Genomic DNA, 13,197 nt, shown 5'->3' on the forward strand with positions numbered 1-13,197 from the left:
CGCCGCCACGCCGCCTCAAACCATCGCTCGCAGAATGAGGCCCGCCCGCCAATACGCGACATCAGTCCACGCGCCCCAGGCAATTCACTTGAAATATCAGAAAAACACGCAGTTAGGCTACTTCGCCGCGGCCTTGTCTGGCTGCAAAGCGGAAAATGCTTTAAATTACTGGGTGTCGAAAAAGAATCTTTATATGGCCAAACTAGGGGCTGTTGACGTTTGGTGAGTGGATCGCGTTTGAGCCGATTTGGGCCGGAAGCAAGGCGCACAGTCCGCCGCATAGTCATTCTATGCAAGGGCTGGGCAACGCGGCTTCCGGCCCAAAGCGGCCAAACCCGCAGGGCCGGGCGCCTTTCGCGCCGACTCTTCGTTGTTCCGCGCTGGCAGAGAATGACTATGCGGCGCGCGAAACGCCTCGATTCGGCGCAAAAAGCATCCCGGCGCGACCGCTCACCAAACGTCAACAGCCCCTAGCGTCGGCGCATTCGAATCGACATACCGAACTTCAAAGCGGCCGTCTGGATGTAAAGATGGCCGCAGGGGACCATAGACAAGTCATTGCCGTGGCAACAAAGCCTGAACCGACATCACCCGAATTGTCTCTATGAGAAATGCGGCTGGTCTGGCGAAGTCCCCAACCCAAACAACATGCAAACCCTATCCAGCCTGGATGGGCTTTGAACAAAAAGACACCGACCCACATGAAAGTCCTGACCACCTCCATACGCCTGACCCTCCTGGCGATCGCGGCGGCCGCCCCTCTCTCCGCCTTCGCCGGTCCCGACGATACGCTGATCGCCGCGCGCGATGCGTATCGCGCCAATGACCAGGCCAAGCTGGCCAGTCTGGGCGACAAGCTGCCAGCCGGCTATCCGCTGAAGGACTACCCGGCTTACTGGCTGACCTGGAAGGCGCTGGACAAGAATGACGACGCCCAGGTTTTGCGCTTCCTGGCGCAAGTGCAGGAAGGCCTGATGCCCGAGCGCATCCGCAATGAATGGGTCAAGAAATTGGGTCTGCGCGAGAACTGGACCGCCTTCGCCGAAGAGTGGAAAAAGCTGCCGGAGGAAGGCCGCGACGAAGAATCCACCTGTTACGGCCAGATCTACCAACTGCGCCAGGGCCAAAAGCTGGACGACCTCGACCGCTTCCTCGACAGCAAACCGGCGCCGGACGGCTGCACCCGGCTGATCGAAGCCGCCTATGCCCGCGGCGCGTTGGACCAGGACTGGCTATGGCGGCGCACGCGCCTGCTGCTGGCCGGCAACTTCCTGACCCAAGCCCGGCAACTGGCCTCCGACACCCAGCTGCCGCTGGACAACGCGGCGCTGAACAAGCCGGCCAACGCCAGCCCGGCCACGCCGGGCGGCCAGGAAGCCATCCTGTACGACATCGTGCGCAAGGCCAAGAGCGATCTAGACGGCGGCGCATCCTACCTGACGCGGATGGAAAAAGACCTGACGCCGGATCGCGCAGGCTTCGGCTGGGGCCAACTCGCCCTGCTGTCCGCCCGCAAACAACTAGCGGGACAGGCGCTGCAATGGTTCGCCAAGGCCGATCCGCGCCAACTCACCACCGATCAATGGGAATGGTGGGCGCGCGCCGCGCTGCGGCTGGAACAGTGGGCGCAACTCGATGACATCATCCGCCGCATGCCCAAAACCGTTTCCGGCAAACCGGCTTGGCGCTACTGGCAGGCCCGCTCGCTGAAGCAGCTGGGCAAGCCGGCCGAAGCCAGCCCGCTGCTCAGCCAGGCCAGCGTGGGCCACAGCTATTACGCGCTGCTGTCGCTGGAAGAACTGGGCAACAGCCTGTCCGCCTCCGCCAGCAAGACCACGCCGAGCAGCGCGGACGTCGACAAACTGAAAGCCGACCCGGCGATTCGCCGCTCGCTGGCGCTGCTGAACGTGGCCGAAATCTACACCAAGCCCGAATTCCGCACCGACGCGCAACGCGAATGGCGCTGGGCGATGCGCGGCCGCAACGACATGGAGCTGCTGGCCGCCGCCGAGATCGCCCGCAAGGAAGGCTTTTACGACATGGCCATCTACAGCGCGGAACGCACCAAGGAAGAGCACGATTTTTCGCTGCGCTATCTGACGCCCTACCGCGAAGTCACGCAAAAGTACGCCCGCCAGCTGGATATCGACGACGCCTGGGTTTACGGCTTGATCCGCCAGGAAAGCCGCTTCATCACCATGGCGCGCTCCGGCGTGGGCGCCTCCGGCCTAATGCAGCTGATGCCGGCCACGGCCAAATGGGCGGCCAAGAAGATCGGCCTCGCCCACTTCGCCGTCAACGATATCGAAACCAACGTCCAGCTCGGCACCTGGTATCTGCGCTATGTGCTGGACAATCTGTCCGGCAATCAGGTGATGGCCACCGCCGCCTACAACGCCGGCCCCAGCCGCGCCCGCAACTGGCAGGCTGACCGCCCGCTGGACGGCACCATCTACGCGGAAACCATACCGTTCAGCGAAACCCGCGACTATGTGCAAAAAGTCATGGCCAACGCGGCCTATTATTCCAGCACTTTCGGTCACGCCAACATCTCGCTGAAAAACCGGATGGGCATGATCCCGGCGCGCTAAGCGCAGCCTGGGCAACGCAACACGGGAGCCAACATGTCTAGAATCTGTCTGATAGGCGGCAGCGGCTTCATCGGCCTGCATATCGCCACAAGGCTGGCCGAACAAGGGCATCGGCTGACGGTAGCCACCCGCAAGGCGGCGCTGCCGGCGTTCAGCGTGCTGCCGTCGGTCGAACTGGCATCGGCCGATGTCCACGATCCGGCCCGCTTGGCCGAGCTGATCGCCGGCCACGACGCCGTGGTCAGCATGGTGGGCATCCTGCACGGCAGCCGCGCCCAGTTCGAGAAGGCGCATGTCCAGCTGGTGGAAAAGATCGTCGCCGCCTGCAAGCAAACAGGCGTGCGCCGCCTGGTGCACATCAGCGCCCTGGGCGCGGCGCAGGATGCGCCCAGCGATTATCAGCAGACCAAGGCCTTGGGCGAACTGGCGGTGGAAAACAGCGGGCTGGCCTGGACCATACTGCGGCCATCGGTGGTATTCGGCCAGGACGACGCCTTTCTCAATCTGTTCGCCGACCTGCAAAAACGGCTGCCCGTGTTGCCGCTGGCCGGCGCGCATTGCCGGATGGCCCCGGTATGGGTGGAGGATGTGGCCGGCGCGGTCAGCGCCTGCCTGGCGCGGCAGGAAACCGTAGGACTCCGGCTGGATCTGGCCGGGCCGGAAATCTATACCCTGGCCGAACTGGCGCAGCTGGCCGGCAGGCTCAGCGGCCATCCGCGTCCCGTGATCGGCCTGCCGAACAGCCTGGCGATGCTGCAGGGCGCGCTGATGGAATGCCTGCCCGGCCCCACGCTGATGAGCCGCGACAATGTCAGGTCGCTGCAGTGGGATAATGTCAGCGACCAGCCCTTCCCTTCCGCGCTGCTGGGCTTCGAGCCCACCGCGCTATCCGCGCTGGCACCGGACTGGCTGGCCGGTCGCGACAGCAATTTCATCGCCTCCTGCTATCGAGAAAAGGCCGGACGTTGAGCATGGAAATCTACACCGTGGGCGGGGCCGTTCGGGACCGCCTGTTGAATTTGCCGGTCAAGGATAGAGACTGGGTGGTGGTGGGCGCCACGCCCGAGCAAATGCTGGAACTGGGCTTCCGCCCGGTGGGCAAGGACTTCCCGGTCTTCCTGCATCCGGAAACCCAGGAGGAATACGCGCTGGCGCGCACCGAGCGCAAAGTCGGCAAAGGCTACCACGGCTTCACCTTCCACACCTCGCCGGATGTGACGCTGGAAGAAGACCTGGCGCGGCGCGACCTCACCATCAACGCCATCGCCGAGTCCGCCGATGGCAGCCTGACCGATCCATACGGCGGCCAGGAAGATCTGAAGGCGCGCCTGCTGCGCCACGTCAGCCCGGCTTTCGCCGAGGATCCGGTGCGCATCCTGCGGCTGGCGCGCTTCGCCGCCCGCTTCGACTTCGCCGTCGCGCCGGAAACCATGGCGCTGATGCGCCAGATGGTGGACGACGGCGAGGCCGACGCGCTGGTGGCGGAGCGGGTATGGCAGGAGCTGGCCAAGGGCCTGATGGAGGACAAGCCGTCGCGGATGCTGCTGGTGCTGCGCGAATGCGGCGCGCTGGCGCGCATTCTGCCGGAGGTAGACGCGCTGTTCGGCGTGCCGCAGCGCGCCGATTACCACCCGGAAATCGACTGCGGCGACCATACGCTGCGCGTGCTGGACTACGCCGCTTCGCAAAAACAGCCGTTGACGGTGCGTTTTGCCGCGCTGGGGCACGACCTGGGCAAGGCATTGACGCCGCCCGACGTGCTGCCGCGCCACATCGGCCATGAGATGCGCGGCATCGCGCCCTTGTCGGAACTCTGTCGCCGGCTGCGCGTGCCGAGCGACTGCCGCGACCTGGCCCACATCACGCTGGTGCATCACACCAAGGTGCATCAAGCCTTCGAGTTGCGTCCCGACACGGTGCTGCGGCTGTTCAAGGAATGCGATGCGTTGCGCCGGCCGGAACGTTTCCGCCTGATGCTGGACGCTTGCCTGGCCGACGCCCGCGGCCGGCTGCACTTCGAGGATGCGCCGTATCCGCAAAAAGCCTATCTGGAGACCCTGCTGGAAGCGGCGCTGCAGATAGACGCCGGCGCCATCGCCGCCGGCTGCGCGGACAAGGCCGCCATTCCGGCCACCATAGACGCCGCGCGCATAGCGGTTATCGCGGCCGGCAAGCGTGACTGGCAAAGCCGGGAGCGCGACGATACGTCAGGCGGATAAGCGACTCGCCCTGCGGCTCAAGGCTGCAGCTGTCTCACCCGCTCGAACAGGCATACCGTGGCCGCCATCGCGACATTCAACGATTCGGCGTGGCCGGGCATGGGAATGCGGATGCGGTCGTCAGCCAGTTGCAACAAGGCTTCGCTGACGCCGGCGCCCTCGTTGCCGAACACAAAGGCCACCGCGCCGGTGAGGTCGTGGCCGTACAGCGAACGGGAACCTTCCAGATAGGTCACCAGCTTGCGGCCGGCGAAACGGCGCAGCTCTTCGGCCAGATCGGCATGCTCATGGATGCGCAAGGCAAAGTGCGCGCCCATCCCGGCGCGCAGCACCTTGGGCGAGAACACATCGACGCAGCCCTTGGACAAGAACACATCGTAGACGCCGGCAGCGGCGGCGCTGCGCAGAATGGTGCCCAGATTGCCCGGATCCTGGATGTCTTCCAGCAGAACGCGCGGCGCGTCGGCATGCGGCGCGGGCGGCAGCGGCCGATCGCACAAGGCCAAAAGCTCGCACGCGCTGGACAGCGCCGTCGCCTTCGCCATCACCGGCTCCGGCAAGGTGACCACCACCGTGTCCGCCGGCAGGCCATTCAGCAGAGAGATCACTTCCGGCTTGGCAGCGGCCGCTTCGTTCAGATACACCCGCGCCAGCCGGCCTCCTGCTTGCAGGCAGGATTCGACCAGATGGATGCCTTCCAGCACCATCACGCCCTCCTTGCGGCGGTCGCGGCTGTGCTGGACCAGACGGGCCAGCGCCTTGACTTCGTCGTTATGCGGAGAGGTGATGGATTTGGCGATGTAAGGCATGGGATATTCTTGTCTGGCTGTACAAAAGCGAAGGGGCAGAGTTTACCCGCCCCGCCGCCTTCTTGCATCATTGCGGCATCATCGTCAGCCGGGTGACCAGGTCCTTGAAGCGATGATAGGTCGTATCGTCTATCGAGCGGCCGCTGACCGCATTGTCGACATAGAACACGCCGCTGAGTTTTTGGCCGCCAAACAGGGTCATCAAGGCGAATTCCTGATCCCCGACATGGCGGAAAAACTCGTCGTCGTAGCGCCGCGTCAACTGCTGCCGCACCGCGGCCGGCGCATGGAAGCTTTGCGGCTTGCTGGTGAATACGCCGAAGAAGCTGCCCGGCTCCAATTCCAGCGGCAGCTTGCGCAGCGGGCTTTCCGACGGCACCCCGACCTGGTAGCGCAACTTGAGCAGATGGCCGTCATGCTCATAGTGGTAATACAGCACACGCTCGAATTTCAAGTCATTGGCCAAAAAGCGGATGGATTCGCGAATGGCGTTTTCCAGCTGATCTCCGCTGGACAGCGCCGCCGCTTTTTTCATCTCCATCTTCTTGCTTTCCGTCGGCAGCAATAGCAAGGCGCGGGCGGGGAAGGTATAGCCGGCGACATGCGGATGCCGGGCCACATTCAATACTGCATGCACTACGGATTGATAGGCCAGCTCCGGCGTGCAGTTGATCAGCTTGGCGGCGGTGTCCACGCCCACCAGCCAGGTGCTGCGGGTCACGCCATGCTCCAGAGAGTTGGCGGTGGCGATGGCCAGCTTCAACAATTGCCGCCGCTTGCTTGGCGCGCCTGGGCCCAGCAGCTGATTGAAGCCTGCCGGCAGCGGCATGGCCTTGATGAAAGCGGCCAGAATTTTGGCGTAATCGGCGTCGAAGACCTCCGACATTTCCTGCAGCAGCGGTTTGTCCGGCAGGCTGTTGCGCTGGATCATGTAGATGCAGCCAGGCAAGTTGTACAGCAGCGCCGAGACAAAGCAATCCTCGACTTTCAGATCGCCCATGATGGACAGCCACTCCTTCACCAGCAGCGCCGCCACGCGGCTGCGCCCCATCCAGTCGCCCACCGCTTCATAAACTTCTGCGTCCAGCTTGCCCGAAGCCGCTTCCAGGGCTTCCAGGCGATTAAAACGCGTAACCACCGCTTCCAGGCCCATCAGCAGCAGCGTCGGCTCCACGGCGGGGATGGACTCGTTGCGCTGCAAGGCGCGCGAATTGCCTACCACCCGGAACAGGTCCAGCAGCAGAAACGGATCAGACAGGCAGAGATTGGCCAGGTAGGTGAAGTTGATCAGATCGCTGTGCCGAGCGCAGGCATCACGCACCTCGACCAGCGTTTCGGGGAGAATCGGCCATCGCTGCTCGGCAATGGTTTTCGTCCAGTTATTCAGATCCATGTGGGTGGCGCCAGATTAGAAGTTCTTTTTGTAGGGGTCCATCAAGCGGCAGGCGTTCGTCAGGCTCGATGTCCGGCACGGAGAACGTATTGCTGATGAGCAGGCTGCCTGGCCGGCCCTCATCCAGAAACTTGCGCCAGACCCGAGGCATAGGCTCCGGCGACAAAAAAACGTAGATCGCATCATGATTCCCCCAGTTTTCTTTCCAAAAGCTGCGGCAACCTATGTCTAGCCCGGCAGGCCTCCCGGCGCTCCACCAGCGCAAGCGCGCCAGCGACCAAGCGCCTACCGCGTTTTCCAGCGCCAGCACGCGCAAATCCGGACGCAGGGCGGCAAGACGAACCGCCAGCCGGCCATCGCCACACCCCGCCTCCAGCAGCCGGCTTTGCGGCGCCAGCGCGTCGCCCAGCCGCTGCGCGACCAACGCCCCAGAGCGATACAGCGGCACTCGCTCAAACAGCGCATTGCGCCCCAACGCCAATGTCGCCAGCAAGGCCGCCAGATACCAGACCGGCGCGATATCCAGCTGCCTCATCAATACCACAGCCGGCACGAACAAGCCATGGGCCAGCCGCTGCCAGCCCGGCTGGCGCAATGCGATGGACGATAAGGCGGCCAGCAGCCCCTGCAACAGCGCCCAAGCCTCCAAGTGCAGCCCGGGCGCGATGAACACCCAGGCGGCCAGGCCGGCCAACAGCTGCTGCGATACGTGGCGCAATCGCCTCATGCCGCGCGCCTCACGGCGAAGCCGATGGCTGGCTTCCGGCAGGCTGGCCGTCTGCCGGGCCGCCTATCACTTCCTGGTTCATCTGCGGTTTGAAACCGTCGTTGAGAATGGAAGTTTCAGCTTCCTTGTTCAGCACGACAATGGTGATGCGGCGGTTTTCTGGGCTGAACACATTGCTTTTGATCAGCGGTATGGCCGAAGCCAGCCCAACCACCCGTATGACCTTGCTCTCGCTGAGCCCGCCGGCGATCAGCTCGCGGCGCGCGGTATTGGCGCGATCCGCCGACAGCTCCCAGTTGCTGTAGCCGCCTTGCCCGCCGGAGAAGGGCGTGGCATCGGTATGGCCGGAGATGCTGATCCTGTTGGGCAGTTGATTCAAGTCCATCGCCAATTGCTGCAACAAGGCCCGGGTATGCGGCAACATGCGCGAGCTGCCGGAGTCGAACATTGGCCGGTTTTGCTCGTCCACGATCTGAATCTTCAGGCCTTCCGGCGTCATTTCCAGCTTCAGCTGGTTCTTGTATTCCTTCAGCAGCACGCTGTTGTCTATCGTTTGCTGGATCTTCTGCTGCAGCTCATTCAGCCGTGCCTGCTCCTGCTGCTTCTGCATGATCTCCACCTGCCTGGCGCCAGCCTTGTTGACCTGCCCGGCCTGCTTGGTGATGTCGTTGCCGCCGCCTTTGATCACCGAAGTGGCGTCGCCGGCGCCCGCGCCGCCAGCCAGCGCCACTTTCAGCGGCGTTTTGAAGTATTCGGAAATGCCGTTCAGGGTGCCCTGCGAAGCCGAGCCCAACAGCCACATCAGCAGGAAGAACGCCATCATCGCCGTCACGAAGTCGGCGTAGGCGATCTTCCAGGCGCCACCGTGATGGCCGTGCCCGCCTTTCTTGATTTTCTTGACGACTATGGGTCGCTGCGATTCGTCCGCCATCTCTATCCCCTGCCCGGCTTATTTTTTGGTCAACTTGACGTGGTCTTCCAGTTCCTTGAAGGACGGGCGGTCCATCGACGACAGCGCCTTGCGGCCGAACTCCACCGCCACCTGCGGCGCGTAGCCGTTCAGGCTGGCCAGCAATGTCACCTTGATGGTCTGGTAGACGCGGGTGCCTTCATTCAGTTTGTGTTCCAGAATGGTGCCCAAGGGGCCGACAAAGCCATAGGCCAGCAAGATACCGAGGAAAGTACCCACCAGCGCGTGGGCGATCAGCATGCCCAGCTCGGCCGGCGGCGCGCCCACCGATTCCATGGTATGCACCACGCCCATCACGGCGGCGACGATACCGAAGGCCGGCAGGCCGTCGCCCAGGCTCTTGACCGCCGCCACCGGCACTTCGCCCTCGTGGTGGTGAGTCTCGATTTCCACGTCCATGAGGTTTTCGATCTCGAAGGCGTTCAGATTGCCGCCCACCATCAGCCGCAGGTAGTCGCTGATGAACTCTACGACATGATGGTCATGCAAAATACTGGGATATTTGCCAAACACCGGGCTCGACTCCGGATTCTCGACATCGGCCTCGATCGACATCAGGCCTTCCTTGCGCACCTTGGTCAGGATCTCGAACAGCAGGGAAAACAGATCCATGTAGAAGGCCTTGCCGTATGGGCTGCCCTTGAACACGGTGGGGAGCGCCTTCATGGTGGCTTTCAGCGGCGCGCCGCCATTGGCAACGACGAATGCGCCGGCAGCCGCCCCGCCGATCATCACGAATTCCAGCGGCTGGATAAGTGCGGCGACATGGCCCCCTGCGGCGATGAAGCCTCCGAGCACCGAACCCAGAATGATGATGTACCCGATTCCGACGAACATGCGTCAAGTCCCTATTTGTTTTGTAGCCGAATGCCGTTGTTTGTATTACAGCATGCCTTTTTGCAATTCATTATAGAAATAATAGAAAAAGCGGGTGGAATTGTACCAACCCGCCTCATTCGCTGTAAAACCGGGAAGCGACGCAAAAAATACTGCCCCGCCCCCGCAGCATAGCCGCTATCAAACCAATCCGCGCGCCTTGATCGTCTGCTCGAACTCCTCCAGGCAGCGGGCCGCCACCGCCAGCATTTCATCCACCTCGCCGCGCGTCATCACCAGCGGCGGCGAGGAAACGATATGGTCGCCGCAGGCGCGCATGATCAGGTTGTTGCGGAAGAAGATATCGCGGCACAGCGTGCCGACCTCGCCAAAGTCCGGAAACAGCTCCCGCTTGGCCTTGTGCTTGACCAGGGTGAACGCCCCCAGCATGCCGACGCCGCGCACGTCGTCCACATGCTCGAAACGGCTGAAGGTTTCACGCCAGCGCTTCTGGAGATAAGGGCCGATATCATCCTTGACGCGCTGAACGATGCCCTCATCGCGCAACGCCACCACGTTGGCGTGGGCGACGGCGGCGCAGACCGGGTGGCCGGAATAGGTGAAGCCGTGGTTGAAGTCGCCGCCGGCGATCAGCCCTTCGGCCACGCGCTTGCCGACAAAAACGGCGCCGATGGGCAGGTAGCCCGAGGACAAGCCCTTGGCGGTGGTGAAGATGTCCGGCTGGAAGCCGAAGCGCTGATGACCAAACCACTCTCCGGTGCGGCCAAAACCGCAGATGACTTCGTCGGCGACGATCAACACATCGTATTTGCGGCAGATGCGTTCGATTTCCGGCCAGTAGCTGGCCGGCGGGATGATCACGCCGCCTGCGCCCTGGATGGGTTCGCCGACAAACGCCGCCACCTTTTCCGGGCCGATTTCGAGAATCTTCTCCTCCAGCCAGCGGGCGGCCACCAGGCCGAATTCGTCCGGCGTCATGTCCTTGCCGAACTTGTACCACCACGGCTGCTCGATGTGCGCCATGCCGGGAATCGGCAGATCGCCCTGCTCGTGCATGTATTTCATGCCGCCCAGGCTGGCCCCGCCTATGGTGGAGCCGTGGTAGCCGTTCCAGCGGCCGATCAGCGTCTTCTTCTCCGGCTTGCCCTGCACATCCCAGTAGCGGCGAACCATGCGGATCATCGTATCCACCGACTCCGAGCCGGAGTTGGTGTAGAACACGTGATCAAACCCGGCCGGCGTCACTTCGCACAGCAAGGCGGACAGCTCCACCACAGCCGGGTGAGTCGTCTTGAAGAAGGTATTGTAGAACGGCAGTTCTTCCATCTGGCGCCTCGCCACTTCGGCGAAATCCTTGCGGCCATAGCCGACATTGACGCACCAAAGGCCGGCCATGCCGTCAATGATCTTGTTGCCTTCGGAATCCCACAGATACACGCCCTCGCCGCGCGTCATCACCCGCGCGCCGGCCTGGTTGAGGGATGCGGTATCGGTGAACGGATGCAGGTGGTGGGCGGCATCCAGTTCGCGCAATTGGCTGGTGGTACGTTGGTTCTGCATAACACTTCCTTCCTGTTTTCTCCGACAAGGCGAACCAGCGGTCCGCCTCTCCTGCGCCTGGGGCGTCGTTTTATTCAATTGTCCTGTCCATCACTGCGATTCTAACCGTACCCTGACGGTTCCCGCATCACACGTGCAGCAGCAGGAACTTGCGCTCCCACGGGCTGATCACGCGGAAGTATTCGGAGAACTCCTTCTCCTTCATGCCGACGTACATCTTGACGAAGCGCGGCCCCAGCACCTCGGCGATCTCATGGCAGCCGGCGAGCTGCTGCAGGGACTCCTCGGAACTGTTGGGAAATTGATAGGGCAACTCGTAGGCGTCGGTCTGGCGCGGCTCGGACGGCTTGAGCTTGCCGGTCATGCCCAGATAGCCGCAGGCCAGCGTGGCGGCGATCGCGATATACGGGTTCACATCGACGCCCGGCACCCGGTTTTCGATGCGGCGCGCGGCCGGCGACGAATGCGGAATGCGCAGGCCGACGGTGCGGTTGTCGTAACCCCATTCGACATTGGTCGGCGCCGCGGTATAGCGAGACAAACGACGGAATGAGTTCACGTATGGGGCGAACAGCGGCATGGTTTGCGGAATGTATTTCTGCATGCCGGCGATGAAATGGAAGAACAAGTCCGACGGGCTGCCGTCGTCATTGGAGAACACATTGCGGCCGGTATTCTTGTCCACCACGCTCTGGTGAATATGCATGGCGCTGCCTGGTTCGTTCTCCATCGGCTTGGCCATGAAGGTGGCGTACATATTGTGGCGGAACGCCGCCTCGCGCACGGTGCGCTTGAACAGGAAAACCTGGTCGGCCAGCTCCAGCGGGTTGCCGTGCAGGAAGTTGATTTCCATCTGGGCGGTGCCGATCTCGTGAATCAGCGTATCCACCTCCAGGTTCTGGGCATGGCAATAGTCGTAGATGTCCTCGAACAGCGGGTCGAACTCGTTGACCGCGTCGATGGAGTAAGAGCGGCGGCCAAACTCGGCCCGTCCGGTACGCCCCACCGGCGCCGCCAGCGGAATGTCCGGGTCCGGGTTCGGCGACAACAGATAGAACTCCATCTCCGGTGCCAGCACCGGCTCCAGGCCCATCTCGTCGTACAAGCCCAGCACGCGCTTCAGCACATTGCGCGGGGCCACGTCCACTGGGGTGCCATCGGCGCGGAAACAGTCGTAGATCAGCTGCGCCGTCGGGTCCACCGCCCACGGCACATAGCGCAGCGTGTTCGGGTCCGGCTCCAGCACCATATCGGGATCGGTCAGATCCAGCATGCTGTCGTCCGGATAGTCGCCGGTGACCGTCTGGATCAGCACCGCTTCCGGCAGGCGCATTTCCGGATCGGATACGAATTTGTCTTTCGGAACGATCTTGCCTCGCGCCACGCCGGTCATGTCCGGCACGATACATTCCACCTCGGTGATGCGATGCTCTCGCAACCACTCATTGATCTGGTGATTCATAATGCTTCCTCTGTAGACTCCCCGGCCGCTGACTGCGGCTCTGGATCGGGAGGTGCTTCTTATGAGTCATCAAAACGCGCGCGGGGTTCATCGGCCCGCGCGCGGTTACTGCCCCATCACTTGCCTCGTTGCGCTCTCCTGGCTCGACAAGCCTCGCCAAAGGCGCCGAATATCGCCTGCGACAGCGGATTTTCCCAATAGCGCCATTCCGGATGCCATTGCACGGCGAAGGCGAAGGCCTTGGCGCCTCGGATGCGGTAGGCTTCCACCAGACCGTCCTCGGCGTGCGCCTCGGCGTCCAGGCCCGGCGCCAAGCGCTTGATGCCCTGCTGATGCAAGGAATTCACCTGCGCGCCGCGCTGGCCAGTCCACCCGGCCAGCAAGCCGCCCTCGACAAAGCTGACGGCATGCGCCGGGGCGTACATCTCGGCCACGTCTTCGCTTTCCGCCTCGCGGTGGTCGTTCAGGCCGGGTTGCTCCTGCACATGCTGGTGCAGCTCCCCGCCCAGCGCCACATTGATTTCCTGAAAGCCGCGGCAGATGCCCAAGAGCGGAATGCCCTGCTCCAGCACCATGCGGATCAGCGGCAGCGTGGTGGCGTCGCGCTTGGGATCATGCAGCGTGCCTTC

At 63.0% G+C, this 13,197-nt stretch carries 12 protein-coding genes; 4 read left to right on the forward strand and 8 right to left on the reverse strand.

Annotation, left to right across the window (positions count from 1 at the left end):
* The 4 genes from C2134_RS21980 to C2134_RS18045 form a co-directional block, all read left to right on the forward strand.
* Positions 1–226 (forward strand): hypothetical protein (locus C2134_RS21980; protein ID WP_233196501.1); only part of this gene is annotated, 226 nt, incomplete at its 5' end.
* A gap of 475 nt (positions 227–701) precedes the next feature.
* Positions 702–2,591 (forward strand): lytic transglycosylase domain-containing protein, encoded by a 1,890-nt coding sequence (locus C2134_RS18035; protein WP_103321479.1) that lies wholly within the window; start codon positions 702–704, stop codon positions 2,589–2,591.
* Between the two features lie 33 nt (positions 2,592–2,624).
* Positions 2,625–3,560 (forward strand): complex I NDUFA9 subunit family protein, encoded by a 936-nt coding sequence (locus C2134_RS18040; RefSeq protein ID WP_103321480.1) that lies wholly within the window; start codon positions 2,625–2,627, stop codon positions 3,558–3,560.
* Positions 3,561–3,562: 2 nt separating this feature from the next.
* Complete coding sequence (locus C2134_RS18045) at positions 3,563–4,810, forward strand: multifunctional CCA addition/repair protein (protein ID WP_103321481.1); 1,248 nt, start codon at positions 3,563–3,565, stop codon at positions 4,808–4,810.
* 17 nt (positions 4,811–4,827) lie between these two features.
* Here C2134_RS18045 and C2134_RS18050 read toward each other — a convergent pair whose 3' ends face one another.
* The 8 genes from C2134_RS18050 to C2134_RS18085 form a co-directional block, all read right to left on the reverse strand.
* A complete protein-coding gene (locus tag C2134_RS18050; RefSeq protein ID WP_103321482.1) occupies positions 4,828–5,619 on the reverse strand; it encodes a TrmH family RNA methyltransferase in 792 nt (263 codons plus the stop codon).
* Between the two features lie 67 nt (positions 5,620–5,686).
* Positions 5,687–7,012, reverse strand: coding sequence for a histidine kinase (locus C2134_RS18055; protein ID WP_103321483.1), 1,326 nt, complete (start codon positions 7,010–7,012; stop codon positions 5,687–5,689).
* Complete coding sequence (locus tag C2134_RS18060) at positions 6,999–7,739, reverse strand: class I SAM-dependent methyltransferase (protein WP_103321484.1); 741 nt, start codon at positions 7,737–7,739, stop codon at positions 6,999–7,001. The genes C2134_RS18055 and C2134_RS18060 overlap by 14 nt, the downstream gene beginning before the upstream one ends.
* 10 nt (positions 7,740–7,749) lie before the next feature.
* Entirely contained in the window at positions 7,750–8,670 is a 921-nt protein-coding gene (gene motB, locus C2134_RS18065) for a flagellar motor protein MotB (protein WP_103321485.1), read from the reverse strand.
* 18 nt (positions 8,671–8,688) lie between these two features.
* Positions 8,689–9,546, reverse strand: a complete 858-nt coding sequence (motA, locus tag C2134_RS18070) for a flagellar motor stator protein MotA (RefSeq protein ID WP_103321486.1) — start codon at positions 9,544–9,546, stop codon at positions 8,689–8,691.
* A 180-nt stretch (positions 9,547–9,726) separates the two neighbouring features.
* Positions 9,727–11,106, reverse strand: coding sequence for an aspartate aminotransferase family protein (locus tag C2134_RS18075; protein WP_103321487.1), 1,380 nt, complete (start codon positions 11,104–11,106; stop codon positions 9,727–9,729).
* A gap of 127 nt (positions 11,107–11,233) precedes the next feature.
* On the reverse strand, positions 11,234–12,568 hold the full coding sequence (locus C2134_RS18080) for a glutamine synthetase family protein (RefSeq protein ID WP_103321488.1): 1,335 nt from the start codon (positions 12,566–12,568) through the stop codon (positions 11,234–11,236).
* A gap of 116 nt (positions 12,569–12,684) precedes the next feature.
* A partial coding sequence (locus C2134_RS18085) for a gamma-glutamyl-gamma-aminobutyrate hydrolase family protein (RefSeq protein ID WP_233196502.1) occupies positions 12,685–13,197 on the reverse strand: 513 nt, incomplete at its 5' end.

Origin of the sequence: Chromobacterium sinusclupearum, assembly GCF_002902845.1 — a bacterium.
In the GTDB taxonomy this organism is placed as follows: Bacteria; Pseudomonadota; Gammaproteobacteria; order Burkholderiales; family Chromobacteriaceae; genus Chromobacterium; species Chromobacterium sinusclupearum.